Source organism: Sphaerisporangium rubeum, from assembly GCF_014207705.1.
Taxonomy (GTDB): domain Bacteria; phylum Actinomycetota; class Actinomycetes; order Streptosporangiales; family Streptosporangiaceae; genus Sphaerisporangium; species Sphaerisporangium rubeum.
This window is the reverse complement of sequence record NZ_JACHIU010000001.1, coordinates 4246788-4271907: the sequence shown is the minus strand read 5'-3', so window position 1 is coordinate 4271907 and position 25120 is coordinate 4246788. Positions and strand designations below refer to the sequence as shown.

The following is a 25120-nucleotide window of genomic DNA, read 5'->3' as shown; positions in this document are numbered from 1 at the left end:
AGCCCTTCACCTTCAGGCCCGCGACCTCACGGGTTAAGGTCCGTGAGTGGACATCGAGGACTTCTGCCTGGACCCGTCGATCGCGCATCTCAACAACGGTTCCTTCGGCGCTGTGCCGCTGCGCGTGCGTGAACGGCACGACGAGCTGCGCCGTGAGGCCGAGCGCGACCCCGACCAGTTCTTCGCCACCCTGCCGGACCGTCTCACCAAGGCCAGGACCGAGGTCGCCGAGTTCCTCGGCGCCGACCCGGACGGCACCGCGTTCGTCGCGAACGTGACAGAAGGCATCGCCGTGGCCCTGCACTCGATCCCGCTGACCCCCGGCGACCAGATCCTGCTCTGCGACCACGCCTACGGCGCCGTGGAGATCGCCGTACGCCACACCGCGTCCCGCACCGGCGCCGAGGTCGTCGCACTCACCCTCCCCGGCCGGACCACCGGCGACTGGACCGCCGACGACGCCGCGAGAACGTTCCTCGACGCCGTCACCCCCCGCACCAAGGTCGCCGTCTTCGACCACATCACGTCCCCCACGGCCCGCCTCCTCCCCGTCCAGCGGATGTGCCGTGACCTGTCCGCCGCCGGCGTCACCACCATCGTCGACGGCGCGCACGCCCCCGGCATGCTCGACCTCGACATCACCGAGGTAGGCGCCGACTTCTACACCGGCAACCTCCACAAATGGCTCTTCGCCCCCCACTCCGCCGCCATCTTGTCGGTCACGCCGGCCTGGCGCGACCGCGTCACCCCCCTGATCCCGTCCCACTACCTGCACGACGGCTTCCCCCGCTCCCTGGAGATCCAAGGCACCCGCGACCACACCCCCTGGCTCGTCACCCCGCACGGCGTCCGCCTCCTCACCGACCTCGGCCCGGCCCACGTCCGCACCCGCAACGCACACCTCGCCGCCAGAGCCCAGCAGATCCTCGCCGATGTCCCTGGCCTCACCCCCTGGCCGGCCGACCCCGAGCTGTCCATGCGCACCCTCCGCCTCCCCGAAGGCGTCGCCACCACCTACGAGTCCGCCGTCACCCTCGCCACCGAGATCTACGACCGCCTCCACTGCCGCACCGCCATCCGCCCCTGGCCCGGCGCCGGCCTCCTACGCGTCTCGGCCCAGCTCTACAACCGCGAGAAGGACTACGAACGCCTGGCCGCCGGCCTCCCTGCCATCCTGAGCCGGTACGGCGGCGCCGGGAGAATCGCCGCATGGTAGAGCTGGAGCGCTTCCGGGTCGCCGTGCGCACGTGGGTGGCCGCAGGGGTGGAGGCTCCGGCGGCGGCCGAGGTGGCGCGGGAGTTGGTCGCGCGGGTGGCCACGGTCGTGCTGGTCGAAGGGGTGAGCGATCGGAGTGCGGTGGAGGCGCTGGCCGAGATGCGGGGGCGGGATCTCGGGGATGAGGGTGTGTGTGTCGTGCCGATGGGGGGTGCGATGGGGGTGGCGCGGTATCTGCGGGTTCTCGGGCCGCAGGGACTCGGGGCCCGGGTGCGGGGGCTGTACGACGAGGCGGAGGAGGGGTTCTTCCGGCGGGGGCTGGAGCAGGCGGGGTTCGGGGCCGGTCTGAGCAGGTCGGCCATGGAGTCGCTGGGGTTCTTCGTGTGTGTCGCGGATCTGGAGGACGAACTGATCCGTGCGCTCGGGCCTGAGGGGGTCGAGCGGGTTCTCGCCGCGGAGAGAGATCTGGACAAGTTCCGGCTTTTCCAGAACCAGCCGGCGCAGCGGGGGCGGCCGGTGGAACGGCAGCTGCGCCGATTCATGGGAACCACCAGTGGCCGCAAGGCGCACTACGGCCGTGCGCTCGTGCTGGCGCTCGACCCGGCCGGTGTGCCTCATCCGCTGGACGGGCTGCTTCCCTCGCCTCGCTGTTCCCCTCGCTGATGGTGGCCAGGCGCACCGGCGACGGTGCGACGACGCGCCTGCACGGGTCCGGCGGCCGCTGGGTCAGGTCCGTTCGGCGGCCTCCGTGCCTTTCTCCAGAGGTGGTGCGCACAGGTCGCAGGCGGCCTTGCGCTGGGGGACGCGGTCGGGGTCGCGGAGCGCGTTGGTGCGGATGGTGATCACGGTGAGGACGGCGGCGGCGGTCATCATCGCGGCGGAGATGAGCATGGCGGAGTGGAAGCCGGCGGTGAAGGTCGTGGGGGAGGTGTAGGCGGTGCCGGTGAGGCCGACCAGTGGGGGGATGGCGGCCACGGCGAGGAGGCCGCCGGTGCGGGCCACGGCGTTGTTCACGCCGCTGGCGACGCCGGCGTAGCGTTCGTCGGCGGTGGCGAGGACGGTGGCGGTGAGGGGGGCCACGGCGGCGGACAGGCCGAGGCCGAAGAGGGTGACGGCGGGGAGGACGTCGGTGAGGTAGGTCGCGCCGGGGCCGATGCGGCTGAGCAGGACGAGTGCGGCGGCGACCAGGAGCAGGCCGGCGGTCATGGGGATCCGGGGGCCGATGCGTTTGGCCAGGTCGCCGGAGCGGGGGGACAGCAGGAGCATGAGGATCATCACCGGGAGCATCGCGCTTCCCGCGGCGATGGGGGAGAAGCCGGCGGCGACCTGGAGCTCGACCACGAGCAGGAAGAAGACGACCCCCATGGCGGCGTACATGACCAGGGTCACGGCGTTGACGGCGGTGAACTCACGTGAGGAGAAGATCCGCACGGGGACCAGCGGCCCCACCCGGCCGGTGTGGCGGGAGCGGCGGATCTCCAGGACGACGAAGGCGGCGCCGAGCAGCACGCCGGCCACGCCGGCCGGCAGGGAGGCGGGGGTGCCGACCTCGATGAGCGCGTACGTCACGCCGGCCAGGGCCAGTGCGGCCAGCGCGGCGCCGAGGATGTCGAAACGGCCGGTGGAGGCCTCGTCGCGGGTCTCGGGGACGTGGCGGGCCGCGACGGCGACCACCAGGACGGCCAGGGGAAGGTTGATCAGGAAGACCCAGCGCCAGCCGGCGGTCTCCACCAGCCACCCGCCGAGCAGGGGACCGACCGCGCCGGCGACGCCGCCGAGGCCGGACCACGCGCCGACGGCCCGGGGACGGTCGGCGCGTGCGAACGACGACTGGATGATCGCCAATGAGCCGGGGGTGAGCAGCGCGCCGCCGACACCCTGCAGGGCCCGCGCGAGGATCAGCACCTCGATGTTCGGGGCCAGGCCGCACAGGGCCGAGGTGACGGCGAACCACGCGACACCGATGACGAAGAGCTTGCGGCGGCCGTACCGGTCGCCGAGCGAACCGCCGAGCAGGATCAGCCCGGCCAGGGTGAGGGTGTAGGCGTTGACCGTCCACTGGAGGCCGGAGACCGAGGCGTCGAGAGTCCGCCCCAGCTCGGGAAGCGCCACGTTGACCACGGTGCTGTCAAGGAAGGCCATACCCGAGCCCAGCACGGTGGTGAACAGCACCCACCTGCCCTGGGGGGATCTCATGCGAATGCCGCCGTTGTCCATGCAGCCCATCATGGGGGACCCAGCGGACTGCCCGACCCCGAGGGGAGGTCTGATTACACGATTACGATCGCTCACAGCGAACAGGCGCAGCCTTGGGAACAATCACCGGCTCCCATTAATTGAGTCGATGTAACTCAACCCTTGGAGTTCGCATGAGTCAGAGCTTGATCCTCCCGGTTCTGCCCCTCGACGACGAGGTCGTCCTGCCGGGCATGGTCGTCCCGCTCGACCTGTCGGACGCCGAGGTGCGCGCGGCCATCGACGCCGCCCGGGCCTCCGGCGAGCGGCAGGGGACCGCGCGGGTGCTGCTCGTTCCCCGTGTCGACGGCCGGTACGGCGCCGTCGGCGTGTCCGCGGTCATCGAGCAGGTCGGGAGGCTTCCCGGCGGCAATCCCGCCGCCGTCGTCCGTGGTGCCGAGCGTGTGCGCGTCGGCTCCGGCACGACGGGACCCGGCGCCGCGCTGTGGGTGGAGACGACCCCCATGGACGTCGTGCCGGCCGGGCCCCGTGCCGAGGAGCTCGCCAAGGAGTACAAGGCGCTGGCGGCCACCATCCTGCAGAAGCGCGGCGCGTGGCAGGTCGTGGACGCGGTGAACCAGATCAAGGACGCCTCCGAGCTCGCCGACAGCTCCGGCTACGCGCCGTGGCTGGACACCGCGCAGAAGGTCGAGCTGCTGGAGAACCCCGACCCCGCCGAGCGGCTCGCCAAGCTGGTGGAGTGGGCCCGTGACCACCTGGCCGAGCTGGACGTCGCCGAGACGATCCGCAAGGACGTCCAGGAAGGCATGGAGAAGCAGCAGCGGGAGTTCCTGCTGCGGCAGCAGCTCGCCGCCGTGCGCAAGGAACTGGCCGAGCTGAACGGCGACGCCGCCTCCGAGGAGGAGGACTACCGCGCTCGCGTGGAGGCCGCCGACCTGCCGGAGAAGGTTCGCGAGGCCGCGCTCAAGGAGGTCGACAAGCTGGAGCGCACCTCCGACCAGTCCCCCGAGAGCGGCTGGATCCGCACCTGGCTGGACACCGTGCTCGACCTGCCGTGGAACGTCCGCACCGAGGACTCCTACGACATCTCCGCGGCCCGCGCCGTGCTCGACGCCGACCACACCGGCCTCGACGACGTCAAGGAGCGCATCATCGAGTACCTCGCGGTGCGCAAGCGCCGCGCCGACCGCGGCCTCGGCGTCGTCGGCGGCCGCCGCAGCGGCGCCGTCCTGGCGCTGGCCGGTCCTCCCGGGGTCGGCAAGACCTCGCTCGGCGAGTCGGTGGCCCGCGCCATGGGCCGCGAGTTCGTCCGGGTCGCGCTCGGCGGTGTGCGCGACGAGGCCGAGATCAGGGGCCACCGGCGCACGTACGTCGGCGCGCTCCCCGGCCGGATCGTGCGGGCCATCCGCGAGGCCGGCAGCATGAACCCCGTCGTGCTGCTCGACGAGGTCGACAAGGTCGGCGCCGACTACCGCGGCGACCCGACGGCGGCGCTGCTGGAGGTGCTGGACCCGGCGCAGAACCACACGTTCCGCGACCACTACCTGGAGGTCGAGCTCGACCTGTCGGACGTGCTGTTCCTCGCCACCGCCAACGTGCTGGAGTCCGTGCCGGGCCCGCTGCTGGACCGCATGGAGATCGTCACCCTCGACGGCTACACCGAGGACGAGAAGGTCGCCATCGCACGCGACCACCTGCTGCCGCGCCAGCTCGACAAGGCGGGCCTGACCGCCGACGACGTCACCATCGACGACGAGGCGCTACGCAGGCTCGCCGGCGAGTACACCCGCGAGGCGGGGGTCCGCTCGCTGGAGCGGGCCGTCGCGCGGGTGCTGCGCAAGGTCACCGCCAAGGCGGCCCTCGAGACCGGCGCGCTGCCGGTGCGGGTCGGCGCGGACGACCTGGTCGGCTACCTCGGCCGGCCGCGGCACGTGCCGGAGTCCTCGCTGCCGCAGGCCGCGCAGCGCACCTCCGTGCCGGGGGTGGCCACGGGCCTCGCGGTCACCGGCGCCGGCGGCGACGTGCTGTACGTCGAGGCGTCGCTGGCCGACCCCGAGACCGGGTCCACGGCGGTCACGCTGACCGGTCAGCTCGGCGACGTCATGAAGGAGTCGGCGCAGATCGCGCTGTCGTACCTTCGGTCGCGCGGCGTGGAGCTGGAGCTGCCGGTCGGGTCGCTGAAGGACCGCTCGGTGCACATCCACGTCCCGGCCGGCGCCATCCCCAAGGACGGCCCGTCGGCGGGTGTCACGATGACCACCGCACTGGCCTCGCTGCTGTCGGGCCGGCCTGTGCGCACGGACGTCGCGATGACCGGTGAGGTGTCGCTGACCGGCCGGGTCCTGCCGATCGGCGGCGTGAAGCAGAAGCTGCTCGCCGCGCACCGGGCCGGCATCACCACGGTGCTCATCCCGGCGCGCAACGAGCCCGACCTGGACGACGTGCCGCAGGCGGTGCGCGACGAGCTGACCGTCCACACGGTGAGCGACGTCCGCGAGGTCCTCCAGATCGCCCTCACCCCGGCGGCGGTGGCCCAGACCACCGCCGCCTGACCCCCGGCGGCGGTGGCGCGGACCACGTGCCTGACCCCCGGCGGCGGTGGCGCGGACCACCGCCGCCGGGCCCGGCCGGCGGCGCGACCCGCAGCCGGCCGGGCCCCCACGGACGCGGCCCGCCGTCCGGAGCTCACGGCCCGGACGGCGGGCCGCCTCGTGTGCGCGCGGTTTATCGGTATTTCGCGGGAAAGGTCGCCGCCGGACGGCCCGGGAAATGCGGAAATAAGCGTGATGTAAAAGTGCAGGCCCCCCGGACGGGCTTTCGGTGAATGCCGGGACGCTGTGACGAGGCGGCCACGTCCGAAACCGCGTAAGCCGCATATCGGGTCCTGATCCGTAAGTCGCTCCGATGCCGATGAGCTGCGCGGACAGCGGCGATTCCGCGTGTGTCCACTCGCGGGGGAAGACCCCGGCGGCGGCGTTCAGGGAACCTTCAGAGAACGCTTAGGCGGCTCTTATCGCGTGTTTGTCATCATTGTTTTACCGGCCCCGGCCAGAAGTCGGAGAAAGCCGGTCAGTGCCGACGAGCATGGGGGAGAGATGACCACCGAGGACCCGCGCACGCGGACGCAGGAGATGAACATTCCGGGTGGAGAGCCGCAGCCGGGGGGATGGACCCAGTTCGGCGCCACCCCGCCGCGGTACGGCGCGTACCCGTCGCCTGACGGCGCCGACCAGTCGCGGACCGGCGCGTATCAGTCGCCGGCCGGCGCCTACCCTCCGCCGCCTGGCGCCGAGCCCCCCGCACCGCCGGTACCGCCGTCCGGCGCCACCCCGCCGTGGCGCGGCGGCATCGGACGCAAGGCCCTCGCGGGGCTGGCGCTCGCGGCGGTCGCCGTCGGCGGCGGCGTCACCGGAGCGCTCGTCACCGGCGCGGCGAACGGCACCCCGGCCGCGGCGAGCCCGATCATGCGGCCCGCCTCCAACGCCGCAGGGGCCACCGTGGCGGACGTCGCGCGCGCCGTGCAGCCGTCCGTCGTGTCGATCCTCGTCACCGGAGCGCAGGGCCAGGCCGAGGGGTCGGGGGTGATCCTGTCCGCCGACGGGCTGATCCTCACCAACAACCACGTGGTGGCCGGCGCGGGTCAAGGCGGCCAGGTTCAGGTGAATTTCTCCGACGGCAAGAACGCCGCGGCGACGATCGTCGGCACCGACCCCGCCACCGACCTCGCCGTGATCAAGGCGCAGGACGTCTCCGGACTCACCAAGGCGACCCTCGGCGACAGCGACAAGCTGAACGTCGGCGACGCGGTGCTCGCCATCGGCAGCCCGCTGGGCCTTGAGGGCTCGGTCACCGCCGGAATCGTCAGCGCGCTGGACCGCACCGTCAGCGTCGGCGGCGAGCAGTCGCAGCAGCAGCCCGGCCTGCCTCCCGGCTGGGGACGTCAGCAGCAGCAGTCCGCGCCGACGACCATCGGCGGGGCCATCCAGACCGACGCGGCCATCAACCCCGGCAACTCCGGCGGCGCGCTGGTCGACTCCTCGGGCCAGGTGGTCGGCATCAACAGCGCCATCGCCACCAACGGCGGGGACGGCAACATCGGCGTCGGTTTCGCCATCCCCATCAACACCGCGCGCCAGGTCGCCGACCAGCTCATCAAGAGCGGCAAGGCCACCCACGCCTACCTCGGCGTCAACCTCGCCGACCCCACGGGGAACACCGAGGGGGCCGTCGTCGCCTCCGTACAGGACGGCAGCCCCGCCGCGCGGGCCGGCCTGCGTGAAGGCGACCTGATCACCAAGATCGACGGCACCCAGGTGACCGCCGCCGACACGGTCGTCGGCCGGATCCGCTCCATGACCCCCGGAACGAAGATCACCCTCACCTACGTCCGCGGCGGCGACTCCGCCACCGCGACCGTCACCCTGGCGGAGCGCGCCGCCGAGAGCTGAGACCAGTCGAGCCCGGCCGCCGCGGGGAGGTCCCGCGGCGGCCTCCGCGTGCCTGACGGCGTCACGAGGGGTGCACGGCGACCAGTGCGGCGACGGCGGGAGTGAGCCAGGCGCGGGTCAGGGCCGCGCGGCGGGTGAGCCACGGCTTGGCGGGTGGGGCCGGGTCGTCGTAGCGGCGGCGTTCGATGTCATCGACGACCTCGGCCGGAGCGTCCATGGCGCGCAACTCGGCCAGGGCTTCGCGTTTGGTGATGAGGGTGCCGTCCCGCAAGGTCACCGTGGCGCGCGCATGGGTGAGCATGCCGAGGTCCACCCAGATGTCCTGCCGCCACCGCCTCGGGTGGCGCAGAGCGGGCCGCCAGAAGTCCCGCTGGTCGCGGACCACGAACGCGGCGAGCTGCCGCGCGGTGACCGGCGGGAGCAGCTCACCCGGCTCGGCCCCGTACAGGATCACGCCGAAACGGTGCAGTTCGCTCCTGGTGACCGGGGTGACGGGCCGGTGCAGGATCTCCCGGTGGGCCCAGGCGAGATGGGGCCGGTCAGGGTCGTCCAGCTCGCCGGCGGCGGCGTACCCGCAGTGGAGACCGGCCGCGAGAGGGTCGGCCGCGTCGAGCCGCCGGTGCGCCTCGGCCAGCCGTTCCCCCTCGGCGGGGGTGCACGGCCGGGAGAGGACGGCGATCAGGTCGAGGTCGCTGCGTCCTGGACGGTAGTCGCCGCCGGCGAGCGACCCGTGGGCCCACAGCGCGCGCAGCGGGACGATCGGCTCGACGGTGGCGAGGAAGCGGTCCACGAGCGCCGCGGTGGGGGGATGGCCGATCATGAGGGCTCCTCGGTGGGAGATGTCGTCGGTCATGAGGGTTCCGGCGTGCCTGGCCGGTCGTCCGGGTTCCGGCCTGCCGAGCGGTCGTCCGGGCTCTGGGGTGCCGGTCGGCCGTCCGGGTTCCGGCGTGCCGGTCACGGGAACGGCCGCGGCGGGTCAGGGGTGGGTGGTGAGGGCTTCGGAGCGCCACAGGTCACGGTAGTAGCCGGGGACGGTGGTCAGGGTCTCGTGGGTGCCGCGCTGGGTGACACGGCCGTCCTCCAGGACGATGATCTCGTCGACGTGTTCCAGGCCGCGCAGGCGGTGGGTGACCAGCAGTGTCGTACGGCCGTGGGTGGCGTCGAGCAGGTCGGCCGTCAAGGCGTCCGCCGTGGCGGGGTCCAGGGACTCGGCGGGTTCGTCGAGCAGCAGGACCTCCGGGTCGCGCAGCAGCGCGCGGGCCAGGGCCAGGCGCTGGAGCTGGCCGCCTGACACGGTACGGCCGTCCTCGCCGAGCGTGGCGTCCCAGCCGGTGCGCTCCACCCAGTCCGCCAGCCGGGCCCGGCGCACGGCCGCCGCCAGCTCGTCCCCGGTCGCGTCGGGGCCGGCCAGCAGCAGGTTGTCGCGCAGGGTGGCGCGGAACACGTACGGGTCCTGGGTCAGGCCGGTGATCCGTTCCCGCACGCCGTCCGGGGCCAGCTCGCGCACGTCCACGCCGTTCAGGGTGATCGTGCCGGAGTCCGGCTCGACGGTGCGCATCAGCGCCGCGAGCAGAGTGCTCTTGCCGGCGCCGCTCGGGCCGACCACGGCGACGCGGCGGCCGGGGGTGAGGGTGAGCGAGACGCCGTCCAGGGCCGGAGGCAGGCCGGGGCAGTGCCGGACGACGAGGTCCTCGGCCCGCACGGTCAGCGGCCCCTGCGGCACGGCGGCCGGTGCGGCGGGCTCGGCGACGGCCGGGGGAGTGGCGCGGACCTCGCGCAGCCTGCGCAGCGCGGCCGTCACCCCGGCGAACCGCTCACCGGCGGCGGCCAGCGGCAGGATCGGCTCGAACGCCACCAGGGCCGTCAGCGCCAGCACCGCCGCCGGCACCTGGCCGAGGCCGGCGCGCTGCGCCACCAGCACGATCGCCGCGACGGTGAGGCCTTGCGCCAGCGTGCCGAGCGCGAGCACGGCGGCGCCGGCTCTGGCCTGCCGCCGCTCCAGGACCGCCAGGCGGTCCCCCGCCTCGGCCGCGGCGGCGAGCGCGCGGTCCCCGGCGCCGTAGGCGGCGAGGTCGGCGGCGCCGTGCACCAGGTCGGCCACTCGTGCGGCCAGTTCGGCCCGCGCGGGTGCCAGCGCGGCCGACCTGCGGCGCGCGCCGGCGGCGGCCAGCGCCGGCAGCAGGCCGCCGGCGAACGCCAGGCCGGCCAGCAGGGTGAGCGCGGCGGCCGGCAGCAGCGCCGCGCCGAGCCCGACGGCGGCGACGGCCGTCACGACGGCCGCGAACGCCGGCAGCAGGCAGCGCACCAGCAGGTCCTGCACCGCGTCGGTGTCGTCCACCATGCGGGTGAGCACGTCCGCGCCACGCAGCCGCGGCGTCCCCGCCGGGGCCAGCGCCTCGTACAGCTCCTCACGGGTCGCCGCCTGCGCGCGCAGCGCCACGTCGTGACCGGCCAGCCGCTCGCCGTACCGGAACAGGCCACGGCTGGTCGCGAACGCGCGCACCGCGACGATCGCCACGCTCAGCGCCGCGAGCTCCGGCTGCTGCGCCGCACGCGTGATCAGCCACGCCGCCGCAGCGATCAGCCCGAGACCCGCCAGCTCCGCCGCCGCTCCGGCCGCGGCGGCCGCCACAGCCCGCCGCACCATGCCGTCCTGCCGCCAGACACGGTTCATCGGGCACCCCCCGTGGTGGTCGCGGCGGTGCTACCCGCCGGGCCGGAGGCGTCGACGGTGGCTCCTGAGGTGCTCGCGGTGGTCCCGGTGGCCGGACGGCCCGGGACGACGCGGCCGGCGTGGAGGCGGACCACGCGGTCGGCGAGGTCGATCATGGCGGGCCGGTGCGCGACGATGACGGCGGTGCGGCCGGTCGCGAGCGTGCGGGTGGCCGCCACGATGGCCGCCTCGCTGCGGCCGTCCAGGCGCGCGGTGGGCTCGTCCAGCAGGAGCACCCTCGCTCCGGGACGGCAGAACGCGCGCGCCAGCGCGATCCGCTGCCGCTGGCCCGCCGACAGGTTCACTCCACGCTCCCCGACGACGGTCGCGTACCCCTCGGGCAGCGCCTCGACGAACCCGTCCGCGTGCGCCGCCGCCGCGGCGCCCCGGACCTCCTGCGGCGTGGCGTCCGGCCCCATGCGGATGTTGTCCTCCACCGTGCCGGCGAACAGATGGGGCCGCTGCGGGACGACGGCGAGCCGGCGCCGCCACTCGTCCATGTCGGCGTGCGCCAGATCGACCCCGCCGACCAGCACCCGTCCCGACTCCGGCGTCACGAACCCCAGCAGCAGCGCGAGCAGTGTGCTCTTTCCCGCTCCGCTCTCACCGACCAGCGCCACCCGTTCACCGGGCTCGATGACCAGCGACACCTCGTCCAGAGCGGCGTCCCGCCTTCCCGGATACCGGACCGTCACGTTCTCCAGCCGGATCTCCGGTACCGGGATCTCGATATCCGTCTTTCCGGAAATGTCGGTTGGGGGAGAGTCGCCGTCCCCAGCGGGGTGGCGGATGCCGGTCGGCGGGGTGGTGGGTCGTGTGACGGCGTGAGACGTCGCGGGGACGGCCGGTGTGGCCTCGGCCTGGCCGGACGGCGGCCGGGGGTCGTCGAGGACCTTGAAGGTGTCGTCGGCGGCGGCGACGCCTTCCATCGAGGCGTGGAACTTCGTCCCCATGGCGCGCAGCGGCAGGTAGGCCTCGGGGGCGAGGAGGAGGACCAGCAGCGCGGTCGGCAGGTCGAGGGAGCCGGACAGCAGGCGCAGGCCGACGGGGACGGCGACCAGCGCCAGGGAGAGGGACGCGACGAGTTCCAGCACCAGGGAGGAGAGGAACGCGACTCGCAGGGTGCGCATGGTCGCGGCGCGGTGGGCTTCCGCGACCTGGCGGATCACGGTGGTCTGGTGACGGGTACGGCCGAAGGCGCGCAGCGTCGGCAGGCCGCGGACGACGTCGAGGAAATGGCCGCCGAGGAGCGACAGCGCGCGCCACTGGCGTTCGGTGACGGCCTTGGTCTGCCAGCCGACCAGAGCGCCGAAGACGGGGATGAGGGGAAGTGTCAGCAGGACGATGACCCCGGTGGCCGGGTCGGCGGTGAACAGCCGCGCGAGGACCGCCACCGGGACCACGGCGGCGACCGCGACGGCCGGCAGGTACCCGGTGACGTACGGGTCGAGTGCGTCCAGGCCGCGGCCGGCCAGCGTGACGAGCTCACCCGAGCGGTGCGCGGTGAGCCTGGCGGGGCCGAGGTCGCGCAGCCGGGACAGCAGCCGGTGCCGCAGCACCGTCTTCAGCGCGGTGGCCGTGCGGCCCCCCGCGGTCCCCTGCGCGTGGCCGAGCAGGGCCCGCGCCACCACCACGGCGGCGAGCACCGGCAGCGCCGCCACGGGAAGCGCGCCGGACAGCACCCGGGACAGCACCTCGGCCTGGGCCAGCACCAGCAGCCCGGCGGCGACGGCGGCCGCCAGGCACACCAGCAGATGGCGGCGGACCGCCGGTTCGGTCCGCGCCAGCCGCAGCAGTTCCTTGTGCATCGGTTCCCTAGAAGAACGACAGGACGCGGGTGGTGCCCGTCCGCTCCCGTTCCCGGAGGTCCCGTCCCGGGGAGAACGTGCGCCATACCCATACTTGCGCCACCACGAGGATGGGAAGCACAGGAAGCGCCATGACACTGAGCACACTCAGCGCCTGCGGTGACGCCGTGGCGTCGAGCAGTGACGGAGCGGCCACCGCGAGCACCGCCACGGGGGGCAGCGCGGCGAGCGCCGCCGTCAGCGTGAGCCGCCGTCCGGTGTGACCGATCTCACGCGGCCCCGACAGGCGCCACGCGGCGAACGACCGGCCGTGCACGGCGAGCACCGCGGCGACCACCACGCCGCACAGCACGCCGACGACGTCGAACGGCTGACCCGGGAGGCCGCGCACCACGGACCCGAGCGCCACCCCCCAGCTCAGCGCGAGACCCCACGACCCGGCGCACAGCACCGCGTCCCAGAAGGCCCGCCACGCACCGCCGTCGAGCCTGCGCCGGAACCACAGACCGGCGTCCCGCAGGACCCAGGAGGTGACCAGCGCCACCACGACCCCGTACAGGCCACCGATCACCTGTCCCTCCAGCAGGGGGTACACCCCGAACAGGGTGCCTGCGACGGCGACCAGCCACACCTCGTTGGCCAGGACGAACGGCGCCATCGCCGCCACCAGGTGGTCGCGCTGGTCCTGCCGCGTGCCGGGTTCCCCGGCGCGCTCGCGGGCCCTGGCCAGCACCGGCAGCAGCATGCCGAGGCCGATGTCGAAGCCTTCGAGCGCGAAGTAACCGGCGAGCAGCACCGCGAAGACCGCGAACCAGATGATCTCCATGGGGGCTCCTTCAGAGGGCGAGTGCGGGGGAGGGGGACGGGTCGGCCGGCTCGGGTGCGCCGAGCGCGACCTGGCCGGGCCCGCGCCGTACGGCCCGCGCGATCAGCAGGTAGTCGACGAGAGCGAGCAGGCCGAGCACCCCGGCGAAGGCCACGAAGGACGCCATGACGCTGCCGTAGGTCAGGCCGGGGGACATGGCGTGCGCGACGTCGAGCCTGCCGTACACCACCCACGGCTGCCGGCCGGCCTCCCTGGCCAGCCAGCCGAAGATCGCCGCGATGAACGGCAGCGGCGTCATCAGCATGAGAAGGGGGTGCAGCCACCTGGCGCGGGCCAGCAGGTGACGGAACAGCAGCGGCGCGAGGATGAACGGGATCACGAGCTGCGAGGTCTCGCCGATGAGCCTCATGTTGGCGAGACCGAGTGCCGCGAGCGGGCCGTCGAACTTGTCCGGCTGGATGCCGTCGAGCACGCCGAACTGCGCGTACCCGAACCCGGCCGCCACCAGGCTGCCGATCGCGGCCCACATGACGCCGGTGCGCAGGGACTGCCGGAAGAACTCCTGCTCGCTCGTGCGGCGGAACAGCTTGTAGGCGCTCGCCCCCATGACGACGGCGCCGCCGGCGAACAGGCCGGCCCCGATGACGTGAGGGAACGCCATGACGAGCGCCGGGTTGGCGAACAGGGCCCCGACGTCCGACAGCACGAGCCTGCCACCCCTGAGCACCGAGCCCGCCGGGTTCTGCAGGAAGGAGTTGGCGACCATGATGAAGAACGCGCTGGCGTACGCGGTGAGCGCCACCAGCCAGATGCACGCCAGGTGCAGCCCTCGGGGGAGCCGGTTCCAGCCGAAGATCCACAACCCGAGGAACGTCGACTCCAGGAAGAACGCGATCAGCGTCTCCATGGCCAGCGGCGCGCCGAACACGTCGCCGGCGTAGTGGGTCAGGCCGCTCCAGTTCAGGCCGAACTGGAACTCCATCACCAGGCCGGTGAACACGCCGACCGCGTAGTTGATGACGTAGATCTGGCCCCAGAAGCGGGTCATCCGCTCGAAGACGGGCCGGCCGGTGAGCAGGTGGCGGGTCTGCATGATCGCCACGAGGGGGGCCAGGCCCAGCGTCAGCACGACGAACAGGAAGTGAAGGCTCCCCGTCACCGCGAACTGCAGCCGGGCCAGGTCGAGCACGTCCATGGTGCCTCTTCCTGAATCCGGTGGGTGTGTCTGTCTACATATAGAGAGCCTACATGTAGACTGTCTACATGCGAATTCCGGATAGGCTTCACCGGTGAACACCGACGCGCTGCGCGGCCACATGGACGCTCTGCTGCTCTCCGTCCTTGAGGACGAACCGCTGCACGGCTACGCGATCATCGAGGCGTTGCAGCAGCGCAGCGGCGGCGCACTGACCGTCCCCACCGGCACCGTGTACCCCGCACTGCGCCGCCTGGAGCGAGTGGGCCACCTCACCAGCGAGTGGGCCACCGTCGCCGGCCGCAAACGCCGCACCTACCGCCTGACCCCCTCAGGCCGCACCGCCCTGCACGGCGAACGCACCGCCTGGACCGACTTCTCCGACGTCATCACCCGAGTCCTCAGCCCTCGCCCCGAGAACTGACTCTTCAGCCCGCGGTCTGGCTTGAAGCGAGTGGTTCCCCTACCGCCGTCCGGGCTCCTCCACTCCCAGGCGCCGGTACGGCGGGACGTGGTGCGGTGAAGCCGGCGCCTTCGCACGGTGGCACGCCGGTGGGTGGGTCGGCTAGCCGGGGATGCGACGGACGGCCGTCAGAGGTGGGGTGGTGCCGCGGGTGGTGAGCAGGCAGCGGGTGGCGGCGTACAGGAGCCACACGTGGGAGGCGTAGCTGACGGCGGTCAGCAGGAGGCCGGGGGTGAAGTGGGTGAAGCCGTCGAGGGCCGAGCCGGCGCCGGCGGACAGGATCGTGGACATGACGAAGATGGCGGGGATCTGGATCCACAGCAGGACGCCGAGCCCGTGGGTGAGCGCTTCGGGCCGTCGTCCGCGGCCGAGCAGGTACAGCGCCGTCGCGCCGAGCAGTCCCATGGTGAGCTGGAAGAAGTCGAGGAAGCGTGCCAGCGGCATGAACCACGACGGTTTGCCGTCGTAGGCAGGCGCCGGCAGGTCGGGGTAGAGCCGCCAGATCAACGTCCACAGCACCGTGACGACCGGCACGATGAGGAAGAGCCCGGCCGCGGTCCTGCGTCCCTCGCGCGCCGCCAGCTCCTCCTGGTACCCCGGAGCGATCTCCCCGACGGGCCCGAACTCGGCCACCGCCAGCCGCTCGGCCGCGGCCGGATCGGCCCCCTGCTCGCGGTACGCCTCCGCGGCGTCCTCCAGCCCGTCCCGCGCCTCGGCCACCATGTCGCGCCGCAGCCGCCCCGGGCCGCGCAGGGTGCGGGCCAGAGTGGCCACATAGTCGTCGATCGCCCCGCTGCCGGCCATCATCTCCCCAAGCCCGCCGTGTCGCCGCCCGAGACGGGGCGGCCGGATGCCTCATTGTCGCGGGTGAAGCCGGAGGCCGGTATCCGGGGAACCCCGGTACTCACCCTGAGATCCGGACGCGTCCGCGGGCCGTGACCCCAGGGGCCGGAGAAAACAGAAGCGAGAAACGTCATGAATAGCGAGGATTGACAGCCTATGGGGTGATCGTCGTCGAGCGGAATGTAGCCGGGAGACCGTTTGCACCGTTCCGGCTAGGTCAAGGCACGCCAACCTTCCGACCTCCCGAGGCCACGTTCTGTCAAGATTCCGTCATTTCATCTTCTAGATAGCTCTAGGTGGAGATACCACGGTTTGATCGCTCTACGCTCCCGGTCATGCGTGGTCTATCCCGGGCGCTCACCGCCCTGCTGGCCGCCGGCGTCGCGATCGCCGGCGCCGTCGCTCTCTCCTCGTCCCCGGCTTCCGCCGAGCCCGGGACCGTCGTGATCAGTCAGGTGTACGGCGGCGGAGGCAACTCCGGTGCGCCGTTCACCAACGACTTCGTCGAACTGTTCAACCGCAGCGGCGCGGACGTCTCCCTGGACGGCTGGTCGGTGCAGTACGCCAGCGCCACCGGAACCGGCGCGTTCTCCTCCAACAAGGTGAACCTGTCCGGCACCGTCGCACCCGGCCGCTACCACCTGGTGCAGCTCGGCGCGGGAAGCACCCCGAGCGCGCCGCTGCCGGCCCCCGACACCACCGGCACCCTCGCGCTGAGCGGCACGGCCGGCAAGGTGGCTCTGGTGCGTTCCGCCGACGGCCTGGCCTGCAACGGCGGCTCCACCCCGTGCACCGCCGAGCAGCTCGCCCTGATCGCCGACCTGGTGGGCTACGGCACCGCCAACTTCTCCGAGGGCTCCCCGGCCCCCGCGCTCACCAACACCACCGCCGCGCTGCGCGGCGACCACGGCTGCGCCGACACCGACTCCAACGCCGCCGACTTCGCCGCCGCGACCCCGGACCCACGCAACACGGCCACCCCGGCCGCTCCCTGCGGCGGCGAGCCGTCCCCGACCCCGACCCCGACGCCGACGCCGACGCCGAGCGCCACCCCCACCCCGACCCCGAGCGTCACCCCGACCCCGACTCCCACCCCGACGCCGACCCCCACTACCTCCTGCCAGACCCCGGTGACCCACGAGATCGCGCAGGTGCAGGGCTCCGGCGACACCAGCCCCCTCGCCGGCTCACAGGTGCGGGTCGAGGGAATCGTGACCGGTGACTTCCAGGACACCGGCGGCCTCGGCGGCGTCTACATCCAGGACCCCACCCCTGACGCCGACCCCGCGACCTCCGACGGCCTGTTCGTCTTCACCACCAGTTCCGCCGCCGTGGGGGACCGCGTCCTGGTGAGCGGCACCGTCGTCGAGTTCAACGGCCTCACCGAGATCTCCCCCGCGACCTCCGTCGACGTCTGCGGCACCGGCACGATCAAGCCGGCCAAGCTCCGGCTCCCGCTGGAGGAAGGCACCACGTACGAGCGGTACGAAGGCGTGCTCGTCACCTTCTCGCAGGCTCTCACCGTCTCCGAGACCTACAACCTCGGCCGTTTCGGTGAGATGACGCTCTCGGCGCAGGGCCGCCTGTTCCAGCCCACCGACCGCGACGGCGTCGACCCGGCCGTGGACGCGCGCCGCCGCATCCTGCTGGACGACGGCTCCAACGTGCAGAACCCGCCGACCCTGCCGTACCACACCACGGGCTCCAACACCGTCCGCCTCGGCGACCAGATCGACGACCTGACCGGTGTGCTGACCTACGGCTTCAACCTGTACCGCGTCGAGCCCACCCGGCCCGTCGCCGTCCAGTCCGTCAACCCCAAGCCCGTCAAGCCGGAGAAGGTCGGCGGCGACGTGCGCGTCGCGAGCTTCAACACCCTGAACTGGTTCACCACGCTCGGCTCGCGCGGCGCGAACAACGCCGCCGAACGCGACCGGCAGCTGCCGAAGCTCGTCGCCGCGCTCAAGGGCCTCGACGCCGACGTGGTCGGCCTCATGGAGGTCGAGAACAACGGCCTCACCGCGCTGAACACCCTGGTCGACGCGCTGAACGCTCAGGTCGGCGCCGGGACGTACAAGGGGACCGTCTCGCCGACCCCCGGCACCGACGCCATCCAGGTGGCGCTGATCTACAAGCCGGCCGCGCTCAAGCCGGTGGGCCCCGCCTTCTCCTCCACCTCGTCGGTCTTCCGCCGGCCGCCGCTGATCCAGATGTTCCAGCGCGCCAGAGGCGGCGACGGCACGATCTTCACGATGATGGTCAACCACTTCAAGTCCAAGGGCTGCGACGGCGCCACCGGCGCGGACCAGGACCAGGGTGACGGCCAGAGCTGCTTCAACGCCGAACGCGTCCGCCAGGCGCAGGCCACCCTCGGCCTGATCGACACCTACAACCTGCCGAACCCGGTCGTCATCGGCGACCTCAACGCGTACGGCGAGGAGGACCCGATCGACACCCTCGAAGCCGGCGACCTCGTCAGCGTCAGCAAGAAGCACATCGCCAAGAAGGACCGCTACAGCTACGTCTTCGAGTCCCTGTCCGGTGAGCTCGACCACGCCATGGTCGGCAAGGACCTCGCCAAGAAGATCACCGGCGCCACCATCTGGCACATCAACGCCGATGAGGGCCGCTTCATGGACTACAACACCGAGTTCAACCCGCCGTACCTGTACGCACCCGACGCCTACCGCTCCTCCGACCACGACCCCCTGCTGTTCGGTCTCGACCTGAAGAGCTGACCCCGCCGTGCAGAGAGCCCCGGCCGGTGTTCATCCGGCCGGGGCTCTCCTGCGTCACGTCCGCCGCGTGAGGTGTCCTGGAGGCGTACGGAAGGTAGCCGGGAATAGACCGGGACATTGCGGAAGTTAAGCTCGGTCGATGTCCAAAACGTCAGCCGGGCCGATACGGAGCCGACGAGCCCTTGGTCGTTGATCCACGTGGTGGATCACCTGACGTCCCTGACGAAGCCCCGGCGGCCTGCCGGGCACGCACCAGGAGCTTTCTTGCGTCCGTTACCGGTCGAGACCGAGCCCGGCCATGCCTGGCCGCACGGCATGCCCCCCGTCCCCGTGCCGCATCGGCGTGGCGCCTCCACCGTCCTCCCGGCGGCCCCGGACACGCCTGCCGGCGAACCGGCCCTTTTCCTGTCCGGGCCGGCGGCCCCGCCACGGACCCTGGCCGGCATCCTCGCCGAGACCACCCGCCGCCATCCCCGCGCGGCGGCGCTCGACGACGGGCTGACCCGCCTGGACTACCAGGGCCTCAGCGACGAGGTGGAGCGCCTGGCCGGGGAGCTGCGCACGTCGGGTGTGCGGGCCGGTGACCGCGTGGGTGTCCGCCTGCCGTCGGGAACCGCCGACCTGTACATCGCGATCCTCGCCGTGCTGACCGCCGGCGCCGCGTACGTCCCCGTCGACGCCGACGACCCCGAGGACCGGGCCGAGCTGGTCTTCACCGAGGCCGCCGTCCACGCGGTCGTCGGCGAGGGCCGCACCATCACCCCGCGCGGCGGCCGGGCCGTGCGCGACGACGCGGGACGTCCCGGCCGGGACGACGGCGCGCCGGGACGTCGCGAGCCGCACGACGGCGCGCCGGGACGTCCCGGACCGGACGACGACGCCTGGATCATCTTCACGTCGGGGTCGACCGGCAAGCCCAAGGGTGTGGCGGTGACGCATCGCAGCGCCGCCGCGTTCGTCGACGCCGAGGCGCGGCTGTTCCTCCAGGACGAGCCGATCGGCCCGGGTGACCGCGTGCTCGCGGGCCTGTCGGTGGCGTTCGACGCCTCCTGCGAGGAGATGTGGCTGGCGTGGCGGCACGGCGCGTGCCTGGTCCCCGCTCCGCGCGCGCTCGTGCGCACCGGCATGGACCTCGGTCCCTGGCTGGCCGAGAAAGGCGTGACGATCGTCTCCACGGTGCCGACCCTGGCGTCGCTGTGGCCGGTCGAGAGCCTCGACGACGTCCGCCTGCTGATCTTCGGAGGTGAGGCGTGCCCCCCGGAGCTCGCCGAGCGGCTGGCCGTGCCGGGACGTGAGGTGTGGAACACCTACGGCCCGACCGAGGCCACCGTCGTGGCCTGCGCCGCCCCGCTGACCGGTCAAGGGCCGGTGCGCATCGGCCTGCCGCTCATCGGCTGGGACCTCGCGGTGGTCGGCGGCGACGGCGAGCCCGTCGCGATGGGGGAGACCGGAGAGCTCGTGATCGCCGGCGCCGGCCTGGCCCGTTACCTCGACGCGGCCAAGGACGCCGAGAAGTACGCTCCGCTGCCGTCCCTCGGCTGGGAACGCGCCTACCGCAGCGGCGACCTGGTGCGCGCCGAACGGCAGGGCCTGGTCTTCGTCGGCCGGGCCGACGAGCAGGTCAAGCTCGGTGGCCGCCGCGTCGAGCTCGGCGAGATCGACGCGGCGATCCAGTCGCTCGACGGCGTCCTCGGCGCGGCCGCCGCCGTCCGCGCGACCGGATCGGGACACCGGCTCCTGGTCGGCTACGTCGTCCCCGGCGAGGGCTTCGACCCCGAGGCCGCACGCGAACGCCTCGCGGAGGCGCTTCCGGCGGCGCTGGTCCCACGCCTCGCGATCGTCGAGCACCTGCCGACCCGCACCTCCGGCAAGATCGACCGCGACGCCTTGCCGTGGCCCCTGCCGGGAAGCGCGTCCCCCGGCGCGGCCACCGGGCTGTCGGACGGCGAGCGGTGGGTGGCGGAGCGGTGGGCCGGCATCCTCGGTGTGGACGCCGCCGGCCGTGACGCCGACTTCTTCGCGCTCGGCGGCACCAGCCTGGCCGCGGCCCGGCTGGTGTCGGAGCTGCGGACCCGCCACCCGGCCGCCGCGGTGCGCGACGTGTACGAGCACCCCACGCTCGGCGCACTCGCGGCACGCCTGAGCGAGCTGGCCGGCCCCGACACGACGGCCGTCCGGCGTGTCGTGACGCCGGTGCCACGGCGTTCCGCGGTGGCGCAGGCGGCGCTGATGGTGCCGCTGCTCACCGCCGGCGGCATGCGCTGGATCGTCGGCCTCGCCACGCTGAACAACGTCGTGGCGCTGCCCTGGGCCCCGGTCGTCTCCTGGTGGTGGGTCCTGGCGGGCTGGCTGCTGTTCGTCTCACCGTGGGGCCGCATCGCTCTGGCCGCGGGAACCGCGAGGCTCCTGCTGCGCGGACTCACCCCCGGCGTCCACCCCCGAGGCGGTGCCACGCACCTGCGGCTCTGGTTCGCCGAGCAGTTCGCCTTCCAGATCGGCGTGGGGCAACTGTCGGGGGCCCCGTGGACCGTCCGGTACGCCAGGGCACTCGGCGCGCAGGTCGGCGAAGGCATCGACCTGCACACGGCACCCCCCGTCACCGGCATGCTCAAACTCGGGAAGAACGCCGCGATCGAACCCGAGGTGGACCTGCACGGCTACTGGCTGGACGGCGACCTGCTGCGCGTCGGCGAGATCCGCGTCGGCGCCGCCGCCACGGTCGGCGCTCGCGCCACCTTGCTGCCTGGCGCGCGCATCGGCAAGAACGCGCAGGTGGCCCCCGGTGCCGTGGTCGGCGGCGCCGTCCCGGCCGGCGAGCGGTGGGCCGGCGCACCCGCCACCCGGCAGGGCAAGGCGCGGCGGCTCCCTCCGTCGGAACGGCCACCGCGGTCCCGGCGGTGGGAGGCCATGTACGGCCTGTCGGCGATCCTCCTGAGCCTGATCCCGATCGTCGCGGCGCTGTGCGGCCTGGTCGTGCTCGACGCCTTCGTCCACGACGCGGCCACCCTCGCCGAGGCGCTGCCGGCCGCGCTCTACGGCGTCGCACCCGCCACGGTGACGTCGCTGGCCGCGTTCGCGCTGATCGTCGTGGTGTGCGTGCGGCTGCTCGGCGTGGGCCTGCGGCCGGGACGGCACCCGGTGCACAGCCGCCAGGCGTGGCAGGCCTGGGCCACCGGCCGGCTGATGGCGGCGGCCCGCGTCTGGCTGTTCCCCCTGTACGCCAGCATCCTCACCCCCGCGTGGCTGCGCGCACTCGGCATGAAGGTCGGCCGCGACGTCGAACTGTCCACGGTGCTGGCCCTGCCGACCATGACCACCGTCGGCGACGGCGCGTTCCTCGCCGACGACACGATGGTCGCCCCGTACGAGCTCGGCAACGGAACCCTGCGGGTGGACCAGGTGCGCATCGGCAAACGCGCCTTCCTCGGCAACTCCGGCATGACGGCGCCGGGCCGCAAGGTGCCGAAGGACGGCCTGGTCGGGGTGCTGTCCGCCGCGCCGAAGAAGGCCAAGGCGGGCTCGTCCTACCTCGGCATGCCCCCGGTCGAGCTGCGCAGGACCGCCGAGACCGGTGACCGGAGCCGCACCTACGACCCGCCGCGCCGGCTCAAGGCGGCACGGGCCTTCGTGGAGTTCTGCCGGGTCGTCCCGGCGATGTGCACGGTGGCGCTCGCCGTGCTGGTCGCGGCGACACTGGAGTTCCTCGCGGGCTCGTACGGCTTCGTGGTGGCGGCCTTCGCGGTCGGCGCCGTCCTGGTGTGCGCCGGCGTGACGGCCGCGGCCGTCGCCACCGCCGCCAAGTGGCTGCTCGTCGGCAGGATCGGCGCCGGCAGCCGTCCCCTGTGGAGTTCGTTCGTGTGGCGCAACGAACTCGCCGACAACTTCGTCGAGGTCCTCGCCGCGCCGTGGTTCGCCGAGGGCTGGCTCGGCACCGCTCCGCTCAACCTGTGGCTGCGCTCGCTCGGCGCGCGCGTCGGCCGCGGGGTCTGGTGCGACACCTACTGGCTCCCCGAGGCCGACCTCGTCGAGGTGGGGGACGGCGCCAGCGTCAACCGGGGATGCGTGCTGCAGACCCACTTGTTCCACGACCGTGTGATGAGCATCGATAGGGTCGTCCTGCGGAACGGGGCGACGCTCGGGCCGCACGGAGTCGTCCTCCCGGCGGCGACCGTCGGGCAGGACACCACGATCGGGCCGGCGTCCCTGGTGATGCGCGGCGAGACCGTCCCCGAGGGCTCCCGCTGGTTCGGCAACCCGATCAGGCCGTGGGCCTCCTCGAAGTGATCAGGAAGGCATGACCGAAACGTGAGCGTGGCACCACCCGGCACGTCCCGCCGGCCCTACTTCCCCGAACGCGGGAACGACGGGTACTGGGCCGAGCGGTACGAGTTGTCGCTGGACTACCGGGTGGGTGCCGGCCGGTTGCGCGCGTCGGCGATCATCTCGGCGTTCGCGGCCGTCCCCCTGGACGCGTTCACGCTCGACCTGTCCGACGCACTGCGGGTCGCCGGCGTCGTGGTCGACGGTGTGCCGGCGCGCTACACCCACCGCGGCGACAAGCTGCGCGTCGTCCCGGCGCGCGGCCTGCCGCAAGGCACGCTGTTCGTCGTCGAGGTCGACTACCGGGGCACCCCGCGGCCCGCGCAGAGCCGCTGGGGCGGCCTCGGCTGGGACCGGCTCACCGACGGTGTGATCGTCGCGAGCCAGCCGACCGGCGCGCCGTCGTGGTTCCCCTGCAACGACCACCCGCGCGACAAGGCGGCCTTCCGCATAACGGTCACCACCGGTTCGGCGTACACGGTGGTGGCCAACGGCGACCTGGTCACCCGCCGCCGCGCCGGCTCCACGACGACCTGGGTGTACGAGCAGGCGGAGCCGATGGCGACGTACCTCGCGAGCGTGCAGATCGGCCGGTACCAGCAGACCGACCTCCCGGGCCCGGTGCCGCAGCGGGTGTTCCACCCGCCGCGGCTCGTGGCGCGCACACGGACCGACTTCTCCCGCCAGGGCCAGATGATCGACCTGTTCACCGGCCTCTTCGGCCCCTACCCCTTCGCGTCGTACACGGCGGTCGTGGTGGACGACGACCTGGAGATCCCCGTCGAGGCGCAAGGCATGTCGATCTTCGGCCGCAACCACGTGGACGGCCGCCGCGGCGAGGAACGCCTGGTCGCGCACGAACTGGCCCACCAGTGGTTCGGCAACAGCCTGACACTCGGCTGCTGGAGCGAGATCTGGCTGCACGAGGGCTTCGCCACGTACGCCGAATGGCTGTGGTCGGAGGCCTCAGGCGGTGACCCCGCCGCCGCGCACGCCGCGCGCTGGCACCGCAAACTCGCCGCGCTGCCCCAGGACTTCCCCCTCGCCGACCCCGCCCCCCGCCGCCTGTTCGACGACCGCGTGTACAAACGCGGAGCCCTTACCCTGCACGCACTCAGACACGCACTCGGCGACGACCCGTTCTTCGCACTGCTCCGCGAATGGACGGCCACCTACCAGCACGCCACCGTCACCACCGCCGACTTCACCCGCCTCGCGGCACGCTACTCCGCCGCACCGCTCGACCCCCTCTTCACCGCGTGGCTCCGCACCGAAAACCTCCCGCCGCTCCAGTGACCCCGCGAGGCTCCGTCGCGACCCCGCTCACGACCGGGTAGCACGACGAGCAGGGCCGGCTGGCCGAGTGGCCGGTACGAAAGCGGCCCAATTCCCGCGCGGGCCGGGACTCTCTCCGTCCCCGTGGGAGCCGTCCACGACTTGACCTCAACCAAGGTTGATGTTTCACGCTGGTCTCCTGAGTGTCATGGACGGAAGGAGAATTGTCGTGATCCTGGTCACCGGAGGCACGGGCCGCGTGGGACGGCACGCCGTATCGGGGTTGCTGGCGGCAGGCGCGGACGTCCGGGTGCTGTCCCGCGACCCGGGTGCCGCGGCCCGCCTGCCGTCCGCCGCCGAAGTCGTCCACGGCGACCTGGCCCATCCACGCGGCCTCGGCCCCGCGCTGAAGGACATCGAGGCGGTGTTCCTCGTCTGGCCCACTCTGTCGGCCGACCACGCCGCGGCCGCCGCCGTCGAGGCGATCGCCGCGCACGTCCGCCGCGTCGTCTACGTGTCCGCGCGTGGCGTCTCCCGGATCGGGTGGTCGGAAGGGACGATTCTCGGCTCGCACGCGCGCATGGAGAACCTGATCGAGACGTCAGGGATGGCGTGGACCTTCCTGCGTCCCGGAGGATTCGCGGCCAACACCCTGATGTGGGCCCCGCAGATCCGCGCCACCGGAACGGTACGGTGGGTGCACGGCAAGGCGGCCAGGCCCCTCATCCACGAGCGCGACATCGCCGCCGTCGGCGTACACGCGCTGACCGGCACCGGTCATGACGGCGCGCGGTACGAACTCACCGGCCCGCAGGTCCTCACCCAGATCGAACAGGTCACCGTCATCGGAGAGGCCATCGGCCGTCCCCTCCACTGGCAGGAACTCCCGAGGGAGGCCGCGCTGCGCGCCATGACCGCGCAAGGCATGCCGCCGTCGGTCGCCGGCGACATCCTGGACGCGCACGCCGCCATGGAGGCCACCCCCGAACCGGTGACCACGACCGTCGAGGACGTCACCGGGGCCCCGGCGACACCGTTCCGCCAGTGGGCCGCCGACCACGCCGGCGACTTCCGCTGACC

The 25120-nt window shown here is 73.0% G+C and carries 16 protein-coding genes; 9 read left to right on the top strand and 7 right to left on the bottom strand.

Translation table 11 applies throughout. From position 1 onward, the window contains the following. Positions 1-46 precede the first annotated feature (46 nt). A complete protein-coding gene (locus BJ992_RS18290; RefSeq protein ID WP_184982593.1) occupies positions 47-1216 on the top strand; it encodes an aminotransferase class V-fold PLP-dependent enzyme in 1170 nt (389 codons plus the stop codon). After that, positions 1210-1878, top strand: coding sequence for an ATP-dependent endonuclease (locus BJ992_RS18285; protein ID WP_184982591.1), 669 nt, complete (start codon positions 1210-1212; stop codon positions 1876-1878). The genes BJ992_RS18290 and BJ992_RS18285 overlap by 7 nt, the downstream gene beginning before the upstream one ends. A gap of 63 nt (positions 1879-1941) precedes the next feature. Here BJ992_RS18285 and BJ992_RS18280 read toward each other — a convergent pair whose 3' ends face one another. Further along, entirely contained in the window at positions 1942-3411 is a 1470-nt protein-coding gene (locus tag BJ992_RS18280; protein ID WP_246496708.1) for an MFS transporter, read from the bottom strand. A gap of 173 nt (positions 3412-3584) precedes the next feature. On the opposite strand from BJ992_RS18280, the gene lon reads away from it, so the two are divergent. Further along, positions 3585-5963 (top strand): endopeptidase La, encoded by a 2379-nt coding sequence (gene lon, locus BJ992_RS18275; protein ID WP_184982587.1) that lies wholly within the window; start codon positions 3585-3587, stop codon positions 5961-5963. A 543-nt stretch (positions 5964-6506) separates the two neighbouring features. After that, positions 6507-7859 (top strand): S1C family serine protease, encoded by a 1353-nt coding sequence (locus BJ992_RS18270; protein WP_246496707.1) that lies wholly within the window; start codon positions 6507-6509, stop codon positions 7857-7859. Positions 7860-7920: 61 nt separating this feature from the next. Here the strand turns inward: BJ992_RS18270 and BJ992_RS18265 are convergent, their stop codons facing one another. The 5 genes from BJ992_RS18265 to BJ992_RS18245 form a co-directional block, all read right to left on the bottom strand. Beyond that, on the bottom strand, positions 7921-8712 hold the full coding sequence (locus BJ992_RS18265; RefSeq protein WP_246496706.1) for a nucleotidyltransferase domain-containing protein: 792 nt from the start codon (positions 8710-8712) through the stop codon (positions 7921-7923). Positions 8713-8835: 123 nt separating this feature from the next. Beyond that, the gene (gene cydC / locus BJ992_RS18260; RefSeq protein WP_246496704.1) at positions 8836-10533 is read right to left on the bottom strand and encodes a thiol reductant ABC exporter subunit CydC; all 1698 of its coding nucleotides are present in this window, start codon (positions 10531-10533) and stop codon (positions 8836-8838) included. Continuing rightward, complete coding sequence (gene cydD, locus BJ992_RS18255; RefSeq protein ID WP_184982585.1) at positions 10530-12380, bottom strand: thiol reductant ABC exporter subunit CydD; 1851 nt, start codon at positions 12378-12380, stop codon at positions 10530-10532. The genes cydC and cydD overlap by 4 nt, the downstream gene beginning before the upstream one ends. Positions 12381-12387: 7 nt before the next feature. Continuing rightward, complete coding sequence (locus tag BJ992_RS18250; protein WP_184982583.1) at positions 12388-13206, bottom strand: cytochrome d ubiquinol oxidase subunit II; 819 nt, start codon at positions 13204-13206, stop codon at positions 12388-12390. Positions 13207-13216: 10 nt separating this feature from the next. Then, a complete protein-coding gene (locus BJ992_RS18245; protein ID WP_184982581.1) occupies positions 13217-14401 on the bottom strand; it encodes a cytochrome ubiquinol oxidase subunit I in 1185 nt (394 codons plus the stop codon). A gap of 94 nt (positions 14402-14495) precedes the next feature. Between BJ992_RS18245 and BJ992_RS18240 the strand changes: the two genes are divergently transcribed. After that, complete coding sequence (locus BJ992_RS18240) at positions 14496-14825, top strand: helix-turn-helix transcriptional regulator (RefSeq protein ID WP_184982579.1); 330 nt, start codon at positions 14496-14498, stop codon at positions 14823-14825. Between the two features lie 141 nt (positions 14826-14966). Here the strand turns inward: BJ992_RS18240 and BJ992_RS18235 are convergent, their stop codons facing one another. Beyond that, on the bottom strand, positions 14967-15671 hold the full coding sequence (locus BJ992_RS18235) for a permease prefix domain 1-containing protein (protein ID WP_184982577.1): 705 nt from the start codon (positions 15669-15671) through the stop codon (positions 14967-14969). 371 nt (positions 15672-16042) lie between these two features. Here BJ992_RS18235 and BJ992_RS18230 point away from each other — a divergent pair, with 371 nt between their 5' ends. From BJ992_RS18230 to BJ992_RS18215, 4 genes are all read left to right on the top strand, one after another. Beyond that, positions 16043-18445 carry an ExeM/NucH family extracellular endonuclease gene (locus BJ992_RS18230; protein WP_184982575.1) on the top strand — a complete coding sequence of 801 codons (2403 nt, stop codon included), beginning with the start codon at positions 16043-16045 and terminating at the stop codon, positions 18443-18445. Between the two features lie 264 nt (positions 18446-18709). Next, a complete protein-coding gene (locus tag BJ992_RS18225) occupies positions 18710-22729 on the top strand; it encodes a Pls/PosA family non-ribosomal peptide synthetase (RefSeq protein ID WP_246496702.1) in 4020 nt (1339 codons plus the stop codon). A 21-nt stretch (positions 22730-22750) separates the two neighbouring features. Further along, positions 22751-24061: a M1 family metallopeptidase gene (locus BJ992_RS18220; protein ID WP_343072730.1), complete on the top strand. Its 1311-nt coding sequence runs from the start codon at positions 22751-22753 to the stop codon at positions 24059-24061. Positions 24062-24221: 160 nt separating this feature from the next. After that, the gene (locus BJ992_RS18215) at positions 24222-25118 is read left to right on the top strand and encodes an SDR family oxidoreductase (RefSeq protein WP_343072729.1); all 897 of its coding nucleotides are present in this window, start codon (positions 24222-24224) and stop codon (positions 25116-25118) included. The last annotated feature ends 2 nt before the right edge of the window (positions 25119-25120 follow it).